Below are 18,535 nucleotides of genomic sequence, written 5' to 3'. Positions count from 1 at the left end.
GGGATCGGCCCGCGCGGCGCCGCGCGGGTCCGCGGGGTCGGCCGGCGCGGCGCCACGCGGGTCCTCGGGCGGGCGCCGGCTCACGGGGCCGCCTCCCGGCCGAGGAGGTGGTGGCGCAGGCGCTCCGTGGCGAGGTCGATCGCCACCACGGTCAGGATGATGAGGAGCAGGATGGCGCTCACGTCCGCGTAGTAGAAGTTGCGGATCGCGACCAGGAATTCCTGGCCGATGCCGCCCGCCCCGACGAACCCCATGACGCCGGCGCCCCGCACGTTGATCTCGAAGCGCAGGAGCGCGTAGGAGGCGAAGTTCGAGAGCACCTGCGGCACCACGGCGAAGCGCACCGTCTCGACGAAGCCGGCGCCGGCCGCGGTCAGGCCCTCCACGGGCTTCATGTCGATGTTCTCGACCACCTCCGAGAAGAGCTTGCCGAGGGCGCCCGCGGTGTGGATGGCGAGCGCCAGCACGCCGACCATCGGCCCGAGGCCGAAGGCGATCACGAAGATGAGGGCGAACACCACCTCGGGCACGGTCCGGCAGAGCTCGAGCAGGCGCCGGACGCAGAAGGGCAGGCCCTGCCCGCGCACGAGGTTGGCGGCGGCGAGGAAGCAGAGGCCGAAGGCCGCCAGCCCCCCGAGCAGCGTGGCGAGGTAGGCCATCAGCAGCGTCTCGGCGAGGAGCCCGAGCCACTTGGGAAGGCCCCAGTACCAGGCCGCCACGTCGCCTGGAAATCCCGCGAGGGTCAGGGGCGGCAGGATCTGGACGATGTAGGCGGACAGGTTCTGGATGTTGTCGAGGAGCGCGAGGGGGCGCACCTCCGCCATCGCCCCCGCGGCGACGAGGAGCGCCGCCACGACGCCGAGGCCCGCGAGGGTGCGCCGGCGCGAGGCCGCGACGGCGCCCGCGTAGGCGCCGGCGAGGGCGCGCTCGCGGGCCGGCGGCAGCCGGTCGATGCGGGCCATCGGTGCCGACCGCCGCGTCCGCCTACGAGCGCTTGCGCTGCTCGTCGTTGTAGCGGAGCATCTCGATGATTGGCTGGTAATCCTTCATCGTCACCGGGGTGAAGCCCTGGTCCTTGCCGTCCGAGAGCCGGTCGAAGGCGGCCTTGTCCCGGGTGGGCAGCGCGACGAAGGCCTGGCGGACCGCGTTCTTGAGGTCGTCCGGCAGGCCCGACAGCATCGCGAACGGTCCCTCGGGCAGGAACTCGGACTTGAAGACCACCCGGAAGTCCGACTGCCTCATCGGGGTGCCGTCGGGGTTCTTGAGCATCCCCTTGGTGATCATGCGCGTGACGGCGGTGTCGTTCTCGGAGTTCCAGAGGTTGGCGGCGGCGTCCGCCGTGCCCTGGACGAGGGCCAGCACGGCGTTCTCGTGGCTGCCGGCGTAGAAGGTCTTGCCGAACAGCTTGTCGACGTCGTGGCCGGCCTTCTGCAGGAAGAAGCGCGGGGCCTGGTTGCCGGAGGTCGAGTTGGGATCGACCAGGGCCAGGTTGCGGCCCCTGAGGTCCTCGAGGGTCCGGTAGGGGCTGTCGGCCTTGACGTAGAGCACCGAGTAGTAGCCGGAGACGCCGTTGTCGTGCTTCTGGTTGACCACCGGCTCGGTCTTCACGCCGGTCATCACGGCCCGGGCGAAGGAGGCCGGGCCGTAGAAGGCGAGCTGGATGTTGCCGGCGCGCTGCCCCTCGATCACCGCCGCGTAATCGTTGGCGACCCGGAGCTTGACCGGCACGCCGATCTCCTTCGTCAGGTAGGCGGTGAGCGGCGTGTAGCGGTCGACGGTGCCGGAGGCGTTCTCGGCCGGGATCACCGCGAGGGTGAGCTCCGGATACCGGGCGCGCCAGTCCTGGGCGCCCGCCGGGGCGGCGAGGAGAGCGAGGGCGAGGGCGGCGGCGAGCGTGCGGCGGGTGAGCATGGCGGACGATCCTTGTACCGGACGGGGACGGCGCTCAGGCGCTGAGCGCCTCGGCGGCGCGGGCCGGGACGCGGCCCGGCAGGGGCTCGGGCGGGGCGCGGTCCATGACCTCCCCGGCCTCCAGCCCGTAGAGGGTGCGGGCCACGTCCTCGGTGAGGTCGAAGCCGCGCCCGTCGAACACCACCCGGCCGGCCGACAGGCCGACGAGGCGGTCGCAATAGGCCCGGGCGAGGTCGAGGGAGTGCAGGTTGCACAGGACCGTGATCCCGTAGGCCCGGTTCGCGTGCGCGAGGGCGTCCATCACGAGGCGGGTGTTGCGCGGGTCGAGGGAGGCCACCGGCTCGTCCGCCAGGATGATCTCCGGCTCCTGCACGAGGGCGCGCGCGATGGCGACGCGCTGCTGCTGGCCGCCCGAGAGCTGGTCGGCCCGGCTCGCCGCGAAGCCCCCCATGTCGAAGCTCTCGAGCGCCGCGAGGGCCAGCGCCCGGTCCTCCTCCGGCCACAGCTTCAGGAGCGAGCGGTAGGACGGCACCTGGTGGAGGCGGCCCATCAGGACGTTCGTCATCACGTCGAGGCGGCCGACGAGGTTGAACTGCTGGAAGATCATGGCGCAGCGGGCGCGCCAGCCGCGCAGGGCCGCGCCCTTGAGCCCCGTGACGTCGATGCCGTCGTACAGGATGCGCCCGCCCGTGGGGTCGGCGAGGCGGTTGATCATCCGCAGCAGGGTCGACTTGCCGGCACCCGAGCGCCCGATCACGCCCACGAAGCTGCCGGGCTCGATGCGCAGGCTGACGCCGTCCACGGCGTGGCGGGCGCCGTAGCGGCGCGTGAGATTGTCGACGACCAGCATGCGCTCGCCCGAACGAGGATCCGTGGAGGCGACCTAGACGCCCGTTCGGCGACGGTAGGATGACAGCCCGGCGGCCTGCCGGGCGCGGGGCGGATCGCTCCCGGCACCCGCGACCGCGGGGAGCGTCGCGGTGGCGGGCGCGCATCGCGGCGGTGATCGGGCCCCGCGCGCACCGCGCGCCGCGACCGCGCGGTCCTCAGGGCCACCCCCGCCGAAGCGGATGCCGGCTCGGCGCGGGGGGAACGCGTCGGGGCAGAGACGCTCTAGTCGCGCAGGGAGCGCAGCGCCAGGCGGTAGCCCGCCGGGCCGAGGCCGCAGATCACGCCGGTGGCCACCAGCGAGACCAGGGAGTGCCGGTACTGCTTGTCCCGCCTGTGGATGTTGGTGAGGTGGACCTCGATCACGGGCCGCCGGATCAGCTTCAGGGCGTCGATGACCGGGATCGACCCGAACGAGAAGCCGGCCGGGTTGATGATGATTGCGGCGTCCTTCTCGAAGGCTTCCTGGATCCAGTCGACCAGCTGGCCCTCGTGGTTCGTCTGCCGGAACTCGCACGCGATGCCGAGCTCGCGGGCGAGCCCCCGGCAGCTCTCCTCGATCTCGGACAGCGTGGTGGTCCCGTAGAGCTGCGGCTCGCGCCTGCCCAGCATGTTCAGGTTGGAGCCGTTGAGGATGTGGACGGATGCGGTCATCGGATGAGCCTTGCTTGCGTCGCGGCCCGGGGGCCCGGCCTGGGGGTTCAGAGCGCGCCGAGGGCGCCCGGCGCGCGGTTCCCGGAGAGCGTGCGGGCGTCGTCGGTGCTGTTCATGTCGATGCCGCGGGTCTCCGGCGCCGTCAGGATCATCGCCAGCGACAGGAGGTTCCAGGCGACACAGAGCGCGACGACGCCCCAGGGCGAGCCGTTGCCCAGGCTGACGAGCCAGACCGCCAGCACCGGCATCGGCCCGCCGGCGATCAGGTTCGCGCCCGTGTAGGCCAGGGCCGAGCTGGAGTAGCGCACGTTGGTCGGGAAGGCCTCCGCGAAGGCGACCGGCTGGATGCCGCTCTGGAACTGCGTGAAGCCGAGGAACAGCCCCATGATGGCGAGCATCGGGACGAAGCTCCTCGTCTCGAGGATCGGGAAGTAGACCAGCAGGATCGCCAGCGTCGCGCAGGACCCGACCGCGAGGGCCCGCCTGCGCCCGATCCGGTCGCTGAGCAGCCCCCCCGCCAGGGCGCCGACGATGGCGCAGACGTTGGCGCCCATCAGCAGGGCGAACCCGGTCTGCTTCGGCACGCCGAGCTGGTTGGTGATGTAGCTGAGGGAGTAGACGACGATCAGGTAGAAGATCGCGGCCGGCCCGCAGAAGAACAGCATCCAGCGCAGCACCGGCCTCCAGTGGAAGCGCAGGGCGTCGCGCAGCGGGCTGCCGGCCTCCACCACGGCCGTCCTCTCGGCGGCCACGAAGGCCGGGGTCTCGCTGACCTTCAGGCGGATGTAGAGGCCGACCGCCACGAGGATGAAGCTCAGCACGAACGGGACGCGCCAGCCCCAGGCCTCGAAGTCGGCGGGCGACAGGCTCGCCGCGAGCAGGAACAGCACCACGTTGGCGAGGATCTGGCTGAGCGGCGAGCAGGTGCCGAGCAGGCCGGAATACTTGCCGCGCCGGTCGGGATGCGCGTGCTCGAGGGCCATGAGCTGCGCGCCCGTCGACTCGCCCCCGAGCGCGAAGCCCTGGACGATGCGCAGGAGCACCAGCAGCACCGGCGCGGTCACGCCGAGGGTGGCGTAGGTCGGCAGGAGCCCGATCAGGACCGAGGAGAGGCCCATGATCGTGACGGTCGCCAGCATCAGGTTGCGGCGGCCGAACTTGTCGCCGAGGTGGCCGCAGATGATGGCGCCCAGGGGGCGCGCGCCGAGCCCGACCCCGAACGTGGCGAGCGAGGCCAGCAGGGCGGCCGTGGCGTCCATGGTCGGGAAGAACAGTTTCGGGAGGATCGTCGCGGAGACCGCGCCGTAGAGCGTGAAGTCGAACCACTCGAGGGCGGTGCCGATGGTGGCGGCCGTGACGGCCCTCGTCGCCATGCGCTCGCGCGCGGCGCTGCTCGGTATCGCGTTCACCTGCGTCCTCCCGGTCCGATCGTTGCGGGCCCGGCGCCGCCGGGGAGCCGGACCGATCCCTCCTAGCGGATGTGGAAACTCTTTCCAATATGGAAACAGACTCCATATTGGAAATCGTTGACGCCGGGCGGGACGGGCGTCCATATCCGGCCCGTCGCGGATCCCGGACCCGAGCCGTCATGAGCAGCGCCGTCGAACGAAGCCTGACCGTCCTCGAGCAGCTCGCCGCTCACCCCGAGGGCTGCACGCTGTCGTTCCTCGCCGGCGCCGCCAACATGCCGGTGAGCGCCGCCCACCGCCTGCTCGTGGACCTGAGCCGCTGCGGCTACGTCCGCCAGGGCCACGGCCAGGGCAAGTACGAGCTGACCATCAAGCTGGTGTCGCTCGGCCTGAGCTACCTGAGCCGCTCGGGCGTCGTCGACATCGCCCAGCCGCTGCTCGACCGCCTGGCGGCGGAGTGCGGCGAGCTGGTGCGCCTCGCGGTGGTCGACGGCGACGACCTGACCTTCGTGGCCAAGGCGCAGGGGGCGACGGGCGCCCTGCGCTACGATCCCGACATGGGGCTGTCGGTGCCGCTGTCGTGCAGCGCGGCGGGCTACGCCTGGCTGTCGACGATGAGCGAGGACAGCGCGCTCGCGCGGGTCGCCCGCCAGGGCTTCGGCGCCCCCGGCAGCTACGGCCCGAACGCGCCCACGAGCCTCGCGGCGCTGGTGCCCCACCTGCGCAGCGCCCGCGAGCGGGGCTTCAGCATGATCACGGAGGTGTTCGCCCCCGGCATGACCGCGATGTCGGCGCCGATCCTGGGGCCGGACGGGAGCGCGCTCGGGGTCGTCACGGTGGCGGGTCCCCTGTTCCGCCTCACCGAGCCCCGCATGATCGAGCTCGGGCCCCGGGTCGTCGGGACGGCCGCCGAGATCGCGGCGGCCAGCGGGGCCTCCCGGCTCTTCCGCTCCCGCGCGGCCTGAGGCCCGGCCGGCGGCCGCGCCCCGGGGATGCGGGGTCGCCCACCCGCGCCGGCCCGCGCGGGTCGCCTCGGAGCGGACGCGGGGGGGCGGCCGCTCAGCGCATCGCCTCGCGCTGGGCGAGGGTGGTCGGGGCGCCCGACTTCTGCACCAGCACGTCGATCTGGTCGCGCTGGCGCTTGAACTCGGCGAGCAGGCGCCCGTCGAGCTCCCGGCCGCGGGGAACCCGGATCTTCATCGGGTCGACGAAGTGGCCGTTGATGATCACCTCGTAGTGCAGGTGCGCGCCCGTGGAGAGGCCGGTGGACCCGACGTAGCCGATGACCTGGCCCTGGCGCGCCCGGGCGCCGGCCGAGACGCCGCGGCCGAACCGCGACATGTGGTTGTAGGTCGTGACGTAGCCGTTGGCGTGCTGGACCTCGACCCGGCGGCCGTAGCCGGAATCCCACTCCGCCTTGATGATCGTGCCGTTGCCGGCCGCGAAGATCGGCGTGCCGATCCGGATCGACCAGTCGACGCCGGTGTGGAGCTTGGCGTAGCCGAGCACCGGATGGCGGCGGTAGCCGAAGCCCGAGCTCATGTTGCCGTCCGCCACCGGCTTGCGCAGCAGGAACTTCTTGAGCGAGCGGCCCATCTCGTCGAGGTAGTCGATGCCGCCGTCGTCCGGCGACTGGAAGCGGTAGATCCGGCGGGACTCGGCCCCGAGGTTGAGCGCCGCGAACAGGATGTCGGGCCGCTCGGGCGAGCCGCCGGATTCCTCGTCGTAGGTGTAGAACAGCTCGATGCCGTCGCCGCCCGACACCCGGCGCTGGAAATCGACGTCGTAGCCGAAGATCCGCACCAGGTCCTCGACGGTGCCGCGGGGCAGGTCGTGGCGCGCCGCCGTCTCGTAGAGGCTGGCGTAGAGCCGCGCGCCGGTGCCCTCGTCGTCGTCGTCGGCGGCCTCGGGCTTCGCGGCGGGCTTGGCCGCCCCGGCGCCCTCCGGCACCGGGGGCGCCACCGACACGAAGGCGCCGCGGTCGTTCATGGCGGCGATCGCCTCGACGCCGCCCTCGCCGTAGAGGATCACCCGGGTGAGCTGGCGGGGATCGCCGGCCCGCGACCCGGGGCCGATCTGGAGCCGCATCTGCTGGCCCTCGCCGACGGTGCCGGCGCGGGCCCGGCCGCCGAGGGCCGCGAGGATCGGGCGGATCTGCTCGTCGAGGCCGCCGTTGCCCCGCAGGACGCCGTCGAGCGTCTCGCCGCGCTTGACGGCGACGTCGCGCTCCTCGACGAGCGGGCCCTCGCGCTCGCGGTTCTCGAGCTTGGCGAGGTCGGTGACGTTCTCGCGCATCACCCGGACCTCGATCGACTTGAACGGGCCGGAATCGCGGCTGAACTCGCCCGCGCCGTCGAGGCCGGGCAGGGCCGTCATGCTGCGCAGGGTGCGCGAGAGCATGAGCTGGGGGGCGATGGGCAGGGCGGCGCGGCGGCCCGCCTCCGCGGCGAGCCGGCGCTCCTCCTCGATCTGGGCGGCGACGTCCTCGTCCCCGAGCGCCGGCGCGCCGGCCGGCACCGCGACCTCGGCGAGGTCGCGCTTGACCACCGAGACCTCGGCGTCGGGCGCCTCGCCGCCGGGCATCTCGGGGGCGCGGTCGGTGCCCGGCTCGGCGAAGAACCGCATCGGGTCGAAGGCCGGGATGTCGGTGGCGGCGATCCCGGCGGTGGTCGAGAGCGCGGTGGCGATGCGCACGAACGGCCGGACCTTGATGATCTCGCGCTCGCCCGCCCGGATGGTCACGGGCGCGCGGAAGCTCTGCTTGGCGAGCGCCACCATCGGGTTGCGCACCAGCCGGTCGCCCTTGCGGGTGAGGTTGGTGCCGCCGTCGCTGGCCTGCGGCCGGGGCGCCACCGCCACGGCCTGCGGCAGTTCCGCGAAGGTGATCTCGCCCTGGAGCGAGACCCAGATCGCGGAGCCGATCAGGGCCGCCCCGGTCATCCCGGTGAGCACGCTGGCGCAGAGCCAGCGCAGGTTCACGTCGCGGCGGTCGGCCTGCGGCGAGGGGGATCCGAGGAGGTTCAGCGGCGGCTCGTGGCCCGGGTCGGCCGGACGGCCGCGGGAGGGTACGGGGTGCGACCCTGCCGGTTCGAGGCGCGCGCGCTTCACCGTGGCTCCTGAGCGTGAGTGTCCGCGTCCCGCGCGGCGCGAGCTGCCGCGACCATGCTCGGCCGGTCCTTGGAAAGCAACGGCGGGCGGTCTCGGCCCGGGGCCGGAACCGGTCGACCTGTCGGCCGTCAGCGTGTCAGGATTGAGGCGGGCGCGCGCCGCCCGCGCGCCCGCGGGACCGCGGGCCCCGGATCGTGTGACACCGCGCGACAAACCGCGTACGGTCCAGCCGCCGCTGGCGGTTCGGCCGGCACTGGCGGTTAGGCCGCCGCTGGCGGTCCGGCCGCCGCCGGGCGGTGCGCGGCCGCGCCCCCTGCACCGCCGCGCCGACCTCTCGGGAGCCCTTCATGATGCATCGTCTCGCCGGTCCGACCGCCCTCCTCGTGCTGGTTCCGCAGGCCGCCTTCGCGCATGCCGGCCACGGCGACGCGGCCGGCCTGGCGCAGGGCTTCGCGCATCCGCTCGGCGGGGCCGACCACCTGCTCGCCATGGTGGCGGTGGGGCTGCTCGCGGCGGCGCGCGGCGGGCGGGCGCTGTGGGCGGTGCCCCTCGCTTTCCTGGGGATGATGGCGCTCGGCGGCGCGCTCGGCGCGGCCGGCACGGCGCTGCCCTTCGTCGAGGCCGGGATCGGGCTGTCCGTCGTGGCCTTCGGCCTCGCGGCGGCGCTCGGCGCGGGGCTGCCGCTCGCCGCGGCCGCGGCCCTGGTGGGCTTCTTCGCGCTGTTCCACGGCCACGCCCACGGGGCCGAGATGCCCGAGACGGCGTCCGGCCTCGCCTACGGGCTCGGCTTCCTGGCGGCCACGGCCCTCCTGCATGCCGCCGGCCTCGGGCTCGGCCTGCTGGCGGGCCGGTTCGGCCGCGGCCGGGCCGTCCCGCTCGCCGGCGCCGCCGTGGCGCTCTCCGGCATCGCGGTGCTGGCGCGCGCCCTCTGACGGGCCTCAGCCGGGGTTGACCGCGGTCACGAGCCAGCAGGCCGCGGCCAGGCGCACCGGCCCGGCCTGCGGCATGGCCGCCCGCACTACCTCGGCGGCGCGCTCGCGCAGGGCGGGGTCGAGGTCGCGCAGGAGCGCGGAGACCGGGCCGACCGTGAGGGCGAAGCGCGCCGCCTCGGCGGCGTCCTGCCCCAGCACCAGCGCGTGATCGACCGGCTGCGTCGCCACCGCCGCGAAGCCCGCGCGCGCCAGGACGCCCGCGACCTCGCCCGGGTCGGCGAAGCGGAACGGGCCGGGGCTGCCCGGCGGCATCGGCTCGGGCTCCGGCACCACCGTGAGCACCGCCGCCCGGGGCAGCGCCACCCAGGCATTCTCCGCCAGGCCGCGCCAGCACAGGATCGCCAGGCGCCCGCCGCCCCGGAGCCCGCGGCGGATGTTGGCGAAAGCCGCCTCCGACTGGTCGAAGAACATCACGCCGAAGCGCGACAGCGCGAGGTCGTGGCGGGGCGCGAACGGGTGGGTCTGGGCGTCGGCCTCGATCCAGGTGATCGGCGCGCCGGCATGCGGCCGGGCCCGGGCCCGGTCGAGCATCGGCCGCGAGACGTCGACGGCGGTGACGGAGCCGCCGAGCCCCAGGCGCGCGGCCGCGAGGAGGGCCGTCTCGCCGCACCCGCAGCCGATGTCGAGCGCGTGCTCGCCGGGGCGCAGGGCGAGCCGGCCGAGGAAGTCCTCCGTCAGGGGGGCGAAGACGCGGTCGAGCTCGGCCTGCATGCGGGCCCAGCGCTCGCCGACCTCGCCGTTCCAGTACTCGGTCTGGGATATCGGCTCGGGCATGGCGCGCTCCTCCGGGGCTCGGGCGAGGGGCAGGGAGGGGTGCGCAAGCCGGCCTTTCTATGGCGGGCGGTGCGGAGGGCCGCGGGGCGCGCGGGCGTCCCCTCTCAGGCGGCCTTGCGCGCGCGGCCGCGGCGGCCCGGCGCCGGGGTCTCGGGCGCGCCGCCGCCGTCGTCCTGGTCGTCGGCCGCGCGCTGGCGGCGGCGGCCGAGGCCGGAATTCTTGGCGAGCTCGGAGCGCTGGGAGGCGTAGTTCGCCGCCACCATCGGGTAGTCGTGGGGCAGGCCCCATTTCTGGCGGTACTGCTCGGGGGTGAGCCCGCGGCCCGCGAGGTGGCGCTTCAGCGTCTTGTAGGGCCGGCCGTCCTCCAGGCTGACGATGTGGTCGGGCGTCACCGTCCTGCGGATCGGCACCGGCGGCTCGGGGCGCGCCGGTTCCGGCGCCGGCGGCGCCACGAGCTGCGTCAATGCCGTGTGGATCGCACCGATCATCGGCGGCAATTCGTTCGGCGGGATCGCGTTGTTCGACACGTAGGCCGTGATGATGGATGCGCAGAGATCGATCACGCGGCCGTCCGGATCATGGTCCTCATCGGTCATTGGTCCACCCCGTCTGCGACCAACCGAAGGAATGCATGGGGGTGCAAAAAGGTCAAACATAGAGTGGGAACGACTAGGTTAATCCTGTTGGTGTATAGACAGATCAACAGACAGATGCCGTGGAACGAAAGCATCTTTTGTTTATGACCCAAGCTACGCTATTGGGTGTACGGGATCGGGTGCCGGCCCGATCGCGGGGGCGTCGTGCGGCGCCGGCCCGCCGCGGCGGCCTCTGCGCCGGGGCGCGCCGGGAGGCGCGCGCGGGCCCGCCGCGGCATGGCACGAATCGCGCAGGCGCGCAAAACCCCCCGCACGCCCCGCCGCCGGGCCGGAGGACCGACCCGGGATGAGCCGCACCGTGACCGACCTCGACGCCGCCGTGAACGAGATCGCCGACGAGATGCGCCGGCGCCCGGACCGGGGCGAGGTGGCGGCCTACATCCCCGAGCTCGCCCGGGTCGATCCCGGCGCCTTCGGGCTCGTGGTGATCGCCGCCGACGGGCACGTCGCGGCCGCGGGCGATTGCGACACCCCCTTCTCGATCCAGAGCATCTCGAAGGTGTTCACCCTGACCCTCGCCCTCGGCATGGTGGGCGACCGGCTCTGGCGGCGGGTCGGCCGCGAGCCGTCGGGCAGCCCGTTCAACTCCATCGTCCAGCTCGAGCGCGAGCGCGGCGTCCCGCGCAACCCCTTCATCAATGCCGGGGCGATCGCGGTCACCGACCTGATCCTGTCGGGCCACCAGCCCCGCGAGGCCCTGGGCGAGATCCTGCGGTTCATGCAGTTCCTGGCCCGGGACGCGTCGATCACCATCGACGAGGCGGTCGCGGCCTCGGAGCAGCGCACCGGGTTCCGCAACATCGCGCTCGCGAACTACATGAAGTCGTTCGGCGTGGTCGACAACCCCGTCGACTACACGCTCGGCGTCTACTTCCACCACTGCGCGATCAGCATGTCGTGCCGGCAGCTCGCCACGGCCGGGCGCTTCCTCGCCCATTCGGGCCGCGACCCCGAGACGGGCCTGTCGGTGGTCCAGGTCGAGCGGGCGCGCCGGATCAACGCCGTGATGCTGACGTGCGGCCATTACGACGGTTCGGGCGAGTTCGCCTACCGGGTCGGGCTGCCCGGCAAGAGCGGCGTCGGCGGGGGCATCCTGGCGGTCGCGCCCGGCCGGGGCTCCATCGCCGTGTGGTCGCCCGGGCTCGATGCGTCGGGCAATTCCCATCTGGGCCGCGCCGCGCTCGAACGCCTCACGAAGCGGCTGGGCTGGTCGATCTTCGGGCTCTGAGGCCCGCGCCCGGGCGGTCCGCCGCCGGCGGGCGCCGCGGTCAGGGCTTGCGGGCCCGCTCGGCCTCCTGGATGGCCGCCTCGTGGTAGCCGCAGCGGCTCGGCATGATCTCGAGGCCGCGCTCCGCCTTCTGGTCGGGGCCTCTGGTGGCGTCGCGATGGCCGCCGGCCTGCGCCCGGTAGCGCGCCGGAAAGGCGTAGATCTTGGCCGACTCGCGCCGGAACTCCGTCGTCATGGATCCCTGTCTCCTGTGGATGCCGCGCGCAGGCGCGCCAGCGTTCGGGCCAGTATAGCAAGACCTGCCCGGAGATTGCGCGCTTTGCTTTGAAAAAAACCGCAATTGACTACATTACGTGCAGCGAATTCTCTGCCCGTTTGCGCGGCATCGGTCGATTGGCGAATGTTTGGGCAGTATTTCCTGCTGCATGATTATAAGCACCCGCGCGGCCGCCCGGGCGCGATCCCCGACCCCGCCTCCGCGGAGGCGCCGGGCCTGGGGACGCCCGGACGCGCACGGCCCGGAACGCCTCGGTCCTTGGCATAGGATCTGCTTTTCGCTCGGCCGGCTGCGAGCGTGGCATGGACTTCAGCAGATCCTCAAGCTCCCATCATAGCCGGAGAGAGACGCGAGATGACGAAATACAAGCTTGAGTATATATGGCTTGACGGATATACGCCGACGCCAAATCTCCGCGGCAAGACCCAGCTCAAGGAGTTCGACAGCTTCCCGACCCTGGAGCAGCTGCCGCTCTGGGGCTTCGATGGAAGCTCGACCATGCAGGCCGAGGGCCGCAGCTCCGATTGCGTCCTCAAGCCGGTCCGCGTCTTCCCGGACGGCGCGCGCAAGAACGGCGTCCTCGTGCTCTGCGAGGTCATGATGCCGGACGGCAAGACCCCGCACCCCTCGAACAAGCGCGCCACCATCCTGGACGACGAGGGCGCCTGGTTCGGCTTCGAGCAGGAATACTTCTTCTACAAGAACGGCCGCCCGCTCGGGTTCCCCGACAGCGGCTACCCGGCGCCCCAGGGGCCGTACTACACCGGCGTCGGCTACAGCAAGGTCGGGGACGTCGCCCGCAAGATCGTCGAGGAGCACCTCGACCTCTGCCTCGCCGCCGGCATCAACCACGAGGGCATCAACGCCGAGGTGGCCAAGGGCCAGTGGGAGTTCCAGATCTTCGGCAAGGGCTCGAAGCGCGCCGCCGACGAGATGTGGATGGCCCGCTACCTGATCGAGCGGCTGACCGAGTCGTACGGCATCGACATCGAGTACCACTGCAAGCCGCTCGGCGACACCGACTGGAACGGCTCCGGCATGCACGCCAACTTCTCGACCGCCTACATGCGGGAGAAGGGCGGCAAGGCGTACTTCGAGAAGCTGATGGCCGCCTTCGAGACGGCGCGGGAGGATCACATCGCGGTCTACGGCCCGGACAACCACATGCGGCTGACCGGCAAGCACGAGACGCAGTCGATCCACCAGTTCAGCTACGGCGTGGCCGACCGCGGCGCCTCGATCCGCGTGCCCCACAGCTTCGTCAACAACGAGTACAAGGGCTACCTGGAGGACCGCCGCCCCAACTCGCAGGGCGACCCCTACCAGATCGCGTCGCAGATCCTGAAGACGATCTCCTCCGTCCCGACGGGCGAGGAAGCGGGCGTCTCGGCCGCGGCCTGATCCCCTCGCGGCGCGGGCGGGACCGCCTGCGCCGCCCCGCCGCGCCGGCATCCCGACCCCGCGCGGGCCTGCGCCGAGGCCCGCGGGCGCCTCACGGGCGCGGCCAGCGCAGCAGCCGCTCCGGGGCGAAGGGCGCCACCGGCACCGCGGGCGCCCGGCCGGTCGCCAGGTCGGCCACGAGCCGGCCGGTGATCGGGCCGGTCGAGAGGCCGATATGCCCGTGGCCGAAGGCGAAGATCAGCCCCGCGTGCCGCGGCGCCGGACCGATCACCGGCAGGCCGTCCGGGGTCGAGGGCCGGGCCCCGAGCCAGGGCCGGTTGTCGAGGGGCTGGCCGAGGCGGACCGTGCCGGCGGCCGCCCGGGCGGCGGCCTCGATCTGCGCGTAGTCCGGGGGCGCCAGGCGGTCGTCGACCTCGACGCCGGAGAGCACCCGCACCCTCCCCTCCCCCATGGGCGACAGGATCGAGCCGGCGCCGGTGTCGTAGACGGGGCGCGTCAGGGGCGGGCTGTCCGGGTGCAGGGCGTAGTGGCGGTGATAGCCGCGCTCGGCCGCGAAGGCGAAGCGGTAGCCCAGCGGCCGGGCGAGTTCCCCGGCGGCGGCCCCCGTCGCCAGCACGACGAGGCGCGCCCGCACGCCGCCGCGATCGTGCCGGACGCTCCAGCCCCCGGCCTCCGGCCGCAGGCCCGTGACGGTCGCCCGCAGGCTGCGGCCGCCGAGGCCGGCGAACAGCCGCTCGCAGGCCTCCACCAGCCCGCCCGGATCCCCGACGGAGGCGGTCTCGGGCAGCAGCATGGCGCGGGCGAAGGGACGCACCAGGGCCGGCTCGAGGTCGCGCAGGGCCGCGCCGTCGAGGATCTCCGCCGGGATCCCGTGCTCGGCCAGGATCTCCCGCTCCAGGAGCGCGCCCGCGAAGGCCGCCTCCGTGCGGTAGAGCTTGATCCAGCCGGTCTCGCGCAGGAGGTGGGGCACGCCGGCCCGGTCCGCGAGGCGCCGGTGCTCCGGGTAGGCCGCGGCGGTCAGGGGCGCGAGGGCGCCCGCCGCCCGGCGCCAGGCGGAGCCCCGGGCGCTCGCCAGGAAGTGGGCGGTCCAGGGCAGTACCCGCAGGAGGTGGCGCCGGCGCAGGCGCAGGCCCGGATCGGCGTTGCGCAGGTAGGCCGGCAGCCGTCGCCACAGCCCGGGACTCGCCATCGGGAAGATCGAGGCGCGGCTCACCACGCCGGCATTGCCGAAGGAGGTGCGGGCCCGGGCCTCGCCCGGGTCGCACAGGACCACATCGAGCCCGCGCTCGCGCAGGGCGATGGCCGAGGCGAGCCCGACCATGCCGCCGCCGACCACCACGATGTCGGCCGTCTGTTCGTCCTGCTGCATGGCCTGAACCTCTCGGGGCGGGGGCAGCGCGGCCGGCGGGGAGCCCCGTCAGCCGGCGCGCGCCTCGGCCAGGGCCAGCACCGCGTCGAGGAGCACCCGGGTCGCCGCGTCGGCATCCTCCAGGGTGATCGACTCGGCCGGGTTGTGGCTGATGCCGCCGCGGCAGCGCACGAACAGCATCGCGGCGGGGCCGAGCGCCGCCATCGAGACCGCGTCGTGCGTGGCGCCGGAGGCGAGGCGCAAGGGGGCGAAGCCGTGCCGGCGCGCCGCGGCGTCGAGGCAGGCCCGCAGGCCCGGATCGAGGTCGACCGCGCGGTTGTCCATGTAGATCTCGGCGGAGTACCCGACGCCGCGCCGGCCGGCGATCACCCGGCAGGCGGCGTCGATCGCCGCCACGAGCGCCCGGCGGGCCCCGTCCTCGGGCGCCCGCACGTCGAGGGTGAAGTCGACCCGGCCCGCGATGACGTTGACGGCGCCGGGCGTCACCGCGAGGGAGCCGACCGTGGCGACGGCGCCGGGGACGCCCTCCCCGAGGCGCTCGACCGCGAGCGCCATCTCGGCCGCCGCCGCGAGGGCGTCCCGCCGCATCCCCATCGGCACCGTGCCGGCGTGGTTCGCCTCGCCGGTGACGGTGCAGCGGGCCCGGGTCAGGCCGACGATGCCGGTGACGACGCCGACCGGCTGGCCCGCCGCCTCGAGGGCGGGCCCCTGCTCGATGTGGATCTCCAGGTAGCCGACGACGTCCCGCGGCGAGCGGGCGAGGGCCGGGATCCCGTCCGGATCGCCCCCGAAGGCGACGAGCGCGTCGCGCAGCCGCGTGGCGCCGGCGTCGCGGCCCTCCAGCCACTCGGGCCGGTACTGGCCGGCCCAGGCCTTGGAGGTCGAGAGGCTGGTGGGGAAGCGCACGTTCTCCTCGTCGCCGAAGGCCACGACCTCGAGGGCGAAGGGCAGGACGGCGCCGCGGGCGATGATCTCCTGCGCCGCGACGAGGCCGCCGACGACCCCGAGCGGGCCGTCGTAGCGGCCGGCATCCACCACGCTGTCGATGTGCGAGCCGAGCACCAGGGCCGGCAGGCCCGGCTCGCGCCCCTCGCGGCGCCCGACCACGTTGCCGACGGCGTCGATGCGGGCGGACAGCCCCGCCGCCCGCATCAGCCCGAGCACCGCCTCGGCGGTGGCCCGGTGGGCGGGCGAGAGGTAGAGCCGCGTCAGCCGGCCGGGCTCGTCGGTGTGGCGGGCGAGGTCGTCGATCAGCGCCATCACGCGGGCGCCGAGGCGGTGGGTCTCGGTCATGGGGGTCGCAGGCCTGGGGGCGCGGGCGGGGCGGGGCGGCGGGACGCCGCGATGCAAGGCGGGGGCCGGCCCGTCAGTAGGTCGCGCGACCGCCCGAGAGGTCGAACACCGCCCCGGTCGTGAAGCTGTTCTCGGCGCTCGCGAGCCAGGCCACCAGGGAGGCCGCCTCCGGCGTCTCGAGGAAGCGGTTGCGCGGGATCTTCGCGAGCATGAAGTCGATGTGCTCCTGGCTCATCTGGTCGAAGATGCGGGTGCGCGCCGCCGCTGGCGTCACCGCGTTGACGGCGATGTCGTGGCCGGCGAGCTCCTTGCCGAGGGACTTCGTCAGCCCGATCACGGCGGCCTTCGAGGCCGAGTAGGCCGAGGCGTTGGGATTGCCTTCTTTGCCGGCTACGGAGGCGATCGTGACGATGCGGCCGTAGCCCTGCTCGACCATGGCGGGGACCACCGCCCGGAGGGCGTGGAAGGTGCCGTCGACGTTGATGCGCATCACCCGCGCCCAGGCGTCGAGGGGGTAGTCCCAGGTCCTGTGGTTGGGTCCCGCGATTCCGGCGCTGGTCACCAGGATGTCGAGGCGCCCGAGTGCCTGCCGGGCCGCGGAGGCGGCCCGCATCACGCCCTCGGCGTCCGTGACGTCGACCGCCCGGGCGCCGGCGCCCGTCGCGGCGGCGGCCCGCTCGGCCTCGGCGCCGTCGACGTCCCAGATCTCGACCCGGGCGCCGCTGGCGAGGAAGCGCTCCACCACGGCCCGGCCGATGCCCTGCGCGCCTCCGGTGACGATGGCGGTGCGGCCGTCGAGATCGATCCGGTTCATGGGTTGCGCCTCCTGGTGGTGAATTTTCTGCCCGACACCTTGTGCATAGCCGGCAAATCCAGGCCCTGGGCGAGGACCACCCGTCGAAGGGGTAGCGCGATCCGGGGCCGGTCGCCAGCCCGGGCGCGGCCCGCGGTCGCATGCCGGCCTCCCGGCCGCCCGCGTGCGGGCTCACGCGCAGCCCCCGCACGGCCGGGGTATCCGGCCCGCGCCCGGCCGGGCCGGCCCCCGGGACCGTACCCCGGTCGGGATTGACGCCCGCCGGAAGCTGCGGCCTGATCGCTCCCGCGGGCCGGGAGAAGAACCCGCGCGAGGAGGCGACGGGATGGCGCGGCGCGGAGCCCCGACGACGAATCCGCGGCGCGTCGCGCCGCGAGGCGCGACGCCATGCGGGTGATCGGCCTCGCCGACGCGGCAGCGGACGGGCCGGGCGCGGCAGCCTTGCCGGGCGCAAGCATCCGGCCGGACGGGATCGTCCGGGAGCGGCTCCTCACACTGAGGGCCGGCCTGGAGGACGGCCTCGTCGGCTGCGCCGGGCTGGTCGAGCGGCTGCTGATCGGGCTCCTCACCGGCGGCCACCTCCTGATCGAGGGCGCGCCGGGCCTCGCCAAGACCCGCGCCGTCAAGCGCCTCGCGGCCGGGCTCCACACCGGCTTCGCCCGGGTGCAGTGCACCCCCGACCTCATGCCCGCCGACCTGACCGGCACCACGGTCTGGCGCCCCGACGGCGGGCGCTTCGAGTTCCTGGCCGGTCCCCTGTTCCACAGCCTGGTCCTGGTCGACGAGATCAACCGGGCGCCCCCGAAGGTGCAGTCGGCCCTGCTCGAGGGAATGGCCGAGCACCAGGTCACGGTGGCGGGCGTCACGCACCCCCTGCCGGATCCCTTCATGGTGGTGGCGACCCAGAACCCGATCGAGCACGCCGGCACCTTCCCGCTGCCGGAGGCGCAGCTCGACCGCTTCCTGCTCCACGTCGTGGTCGAGATGCCGGACGAGGCCTCCGAGCGCCGCATCCTCGACCTCGTCGAGGGCGAGATGAACGACGAGGCGGCGCCGATGCCGGTGCGGCTCGGCGCCGAGGAGCTGCGCGCCGCCCGGGCCGCGGCTTTGCGCACGCACGTCTCGCCCGCCCTGAAGGACTTCCTCGTGCGCCTCGTCGCGGCGACCCGGGGCGGCACCGCGGCGCCCGACCTGCGGGCGGCCGTCGAGCACCCGGTCTCGCCCCGCGGCACCCTCGCCCTGATGCTCGCCGGCAAGGCCCGGGCCTACCTGCACGGGCGCGACCACGTGGTGCCGGAGGACGTGCTGGCGCTGGCGGGCGACGCCCTCGCGCACCGCCTCTCCCTGACCTGGCGGGCCGCCGCGGAGGGGCAGACCGCCCGCGCCCTCGTGGCGGGTCTCCTCGACCGCGTGCGCCCGCTCTGACGGTCCGGCCGGCACCCGTGGCACGGCTCGCCCCCAGCGCCGATCCCCTCGCGAGCCCGGGCGTCGCCCTCGAGGCCGCGGCCCTGATGGGCCTGCGCCACCTCGCCCGGCGCGGGGCGGCGCCGTCCACCCGCTCCCCCGTCGGGCTGCCGGGCGGCATCGTCACGCGGCGGCGCGGGCGCGGCTCGGAGCCCGACGACGTGCGGCTCTGGGCCGAGGGCGACGACGTGCGCCACATCGACCGCAGCGCCACCGCCCGCACCGGCCAGCTCCACGTGCGCACCCACCACGAGGAGCGCGACCGCGCCGTGGTGCTGGTCGCGGATTTCCGGCCCT

The 18,535-nt window shown here is 74.1% G+C and carries 18 protein-coding genes; 6 read left to right on the top strand and 12 right to left on the bottom strand.

Annotated elements, in window-relative coordinates; genetic code table 11:
- Positions 1 to 80: 80 nt before the first annotated feature.
- The 5 genes from phnE to DT057_RS28140 form a co-directional block, all read right to left on the bottom strand.
- Positions 81 to 962 carry a phosphonate ABC transporter, permease protein PhnE gene (gene phnE, locus DT057_RS28160; RefSeq protein ID WP_128565396.1) on the bottom strand — a complete coding sequence of 294 codons (882 nt, stop codon included), beginning with the start codon at positions 960 to 962 and terminating at the stop codon, positions 81 to 83.
- Between the two features lie 22 nt (positions 963 to 984).
- A complete protein-coding gene (gene phnD / locus DT057_RS28155) occupies positions 985 to 1,911 on the bottom strand; it encodes a phosphonate ABC transporter substrate-binding protein (protein WP_128565395.1) in 927 nt (308 codons plus the stop codon).
- Positions 1,912 to 1,945: 34 nt separating this feature from the next.
- Positions 1,946 to 2,761 (bottom strand): phosphonate ABC transporter ATP-binding protein, encoded by an 816-nt coding sequence (phnC, locus tag DT057_RS28150; protein WP_128565394.1) that lies wholly within the window; start codon positions 2,759 to 2,761, stop codon positions 1,946 to 1,948.
- A 263-nt stretch (positions 2,762 to 3,024) separates the two neighbouring features.
- Entirely contained in the window at positions 3,025 to 3,453 is a 429-nt protein-coding gene (locus tag DT057_RS28145; RefSeq protein WP_128565393.1) for a type II 3-dehydroquinate dehydratase, read from the bottom strand.
- 47 nt (positions 3,454 to 3,500) lie between these two features.
- Positions 3,501 to 4,862 (bottom strand): MFS transporter, encoded by a 1,362-nt coding sequence (locus DT057_RS28140; RefSeq protein WP_203236397.1) that lies wholly within the window; start codon positions 4,860 to 4,862, stop codon positions 3,501 to 3,503.
- A gap of 179 nt (positions 4,863 to 5,041) precedes the next feature.
- Between DT057_RS28140 and DT057_RS28135 the strand changes: the two genes are divergently transcribed.
- Positions 5,042 to 5,827 carry an IclR family transcriptional regulator gene (locus DT057_RS28135; protein ID WP_128565392.1) on the top strand — a complete coding sequence of 262 codons (786 nt, stop codon included), beginning with the start codon at positions 5,042 to 5,044 and terminating at the stop codon, positions 5,825 to 5,827.
- A 94-nt stretch (positions 5,828 to 5,921) separates the two neighbouring features.
- On the opposite strand, the gene DT057_RS28130 is transcribed toward DT057_RS28135, so the two are convergent.
- The gene (locus tag DT057_RS28130) at positions 5,922 to 7,970 is read right to left on the bottom strand and encodes a M23 family metallopeptidase (RefSeq protein ID WP_128565391.1); all 2,049 of its coding nucleotides are present in this window, start codon (positions 7,968 to 7,970) and stop codon (positions 5,922 to 5,924) included.
- A gap of 347 nt (positions 7,971 to 8,317) precedes the next feature.
- On the opposite strand from DT057_RS28130, the gene DT057_RS28125 reads away from it, so the two are divergent.
- Positions 8,318 to 8,902 carry a HupE/UreJ family protein gene (locus DT057_RS28125; protein ID WP_128565390.1) on the top strand — a complete coding sequence of 195 codons (585 nt, stop codon included), beginning with the start codon at positions 8,318 to 8,320 and terminating at the stop codon, positions 8,900 to 8,902.
- Between the two features lie 6 nt (positions 8,903 to 8,908).
- Here the strand turns inward: DT057_RS28125 and DT057_RS28120 are convergent, their stop codons facing one another.
- Together DT057_RS28120 and DT057_RS28115 are read right to left on the bottom strand one after the other, a co-directional pair.
- Positions 8,909 to 9,736 (bottom strand): class I SAM-dependent methyltransferase, encoded by an 828-nt coding sequence (locus tag DT057_RS28120; RefSeq protein WP_128565389.1) that lies wholly within the window; start codon positions 9,734 to 9,736, stop codon positions 8,909 to 8,911.
- Between the two features lie 104 nt (positions 9,737 to 9,840).
- Positions 9,841 to 10,332 (bottom strand): Ros/MucR family transcriptional regulator, encoded by a 492-nt coding sequence (locus tag DT057_RS28115; RefSeq protein ID WP_128565388.1) that lies wholly within the window; start codon positions 10,330 to 10,332, stop codon positions 9,841 to 9,843.
- Between the two features lie 358 nt (positions 10,333 to 10,690).
- Here DT057_RS28115 and DT057_RS28110 point away from each other — a divergent pair, with 358 nt between their 5' ends.
- Positions 10,691 to 11,620 (top strand): glutaminase, encoded by a 930-nt coding sequence (locus DT057_RS28110; protein ID WP_203236398.1) that lies wholly within the window; start codon positions 10,691 to 10,693, stop codon positions 11,618 to 11,620.
- 40 nt (positions 11,621 to 11,660) lie between these two features.
- Here DT057_RS28110 and DT057_RS28105 read toward each other — a convergent pair whose 3' ends face one another.
- A complete protein-coding gene (locus DT057_RS28105; protein WP_128565386.1) occupies positions 11,661 to 11,855 on the bottom strand; it encodes a DUF2735 domain-containing protein in 195 nt (64 codons plus the stop codon).
- A 396-nt stretch (positions 11,856 to 12,251) separates the two neighbouring features.
- Here DT057_RS28105 and DT057_RS28100 point away from each other — a divergent pair, with 396 nt between their 5' ends.
- Positions 12,252 to 13,298: a glutamine synthetase beta-grasp domain-containing protein gene (locus DT057_RS28100; protein WP_128565385.1), complete on the top strand. Its 1,047-nt coding sequence runs from the start codon at positions 12,252 to 12,254 to the stop codon at positions 13,296 to 13,298.
- Positions 13,299 to 13,389: 91 nt separating this feature from the next.
- Here the strand turns inward: DT057_RS28100 and DT057_RS28095 are convergent, their stop codons facing one another.
- The 3 genes from DT057_RS28095 to DT057_RS28085 form a co-directional block, all read right to left on the bottom strand.
- Positions 13,390 to 14,667, bottom strand: a complete 1,278-nt coding sequence (locus tag DT057_RS28095; protein ID WP_128565384.1) for an NAD(P)/FAD-dependent oxidoreductase — start codon at positions 14,665 to 14,667, stop codon at positions 13,390 to 13,392.
- Positions 14,668 to 14,715: 48 nt separating this feature from the next.
- Entirely contained in the window at positions 14,716 to 15,960 is a 1,245-nt protein-coding gene (locus tag DT057_RS28090) for an allantoate amidohydrolase (protein ID WP_128565383.1), read from the bottom strand.
- Between the two features lie 73 nt (positions 15,961 to 16,033).
- The gene (locus DT057_RS28085) at positions 16,034 to 16,774 is read right to left on the bottom strand and encodes an SDR family NAD(P)-dependent oxidoreductase (RefSeq protein WP_128565382.1); all 741 of its coding nucleotides are present in this window, start codon (positions 16,772 to 16,774) and stop codon (positions 16,034 to 16,036) included.
- Between the two features lie 387 nt (positions 16,775 to 17,161).
- Here DT057_RS28085 and DT057_RS28080 point away from each other — a divergent pair, with 387 nt between their 5' ends.
- Both DT057_RS28080 and DT057_RS28075 read left to right on the top strand, forming a co-directional pair.
- A complete protein-coding gene (locus DT057_RS28080) occupies positions 17,162 to 18,199 on the top strand; it encodes an AAA family ATPase (protein ID WP_238313843.1) in 1,038 nt (345 codons plus the stop codon).
- 86 nt (positions 18,200 to 18,285) lie between these two features.
- Positions 18,286 to 18,535, top strand: a 250-nt coding sequence (locus tag DT057_RS28075) for a DUF58 domain-containing protein (RefSeq protein WP_162501532.1), incomplete at its 3' end; no start/stop codon positions are given.

Source organism: Methylobacterium crusticola (assembly GCF_003574465.1).
In the GTDB taxonomy this organism is placed as follows: Bacteria; Pseudomonadota; Alphaproteobacteria; order Rhizobiales; family Beijerinckiaceae; genus Methylobacterium; species Methylobacterium crusticola.
Note: the sequence above shows the minus strand (reverse complement) of the source record. Positions and strands in the feature narration are given on the sequence as shown.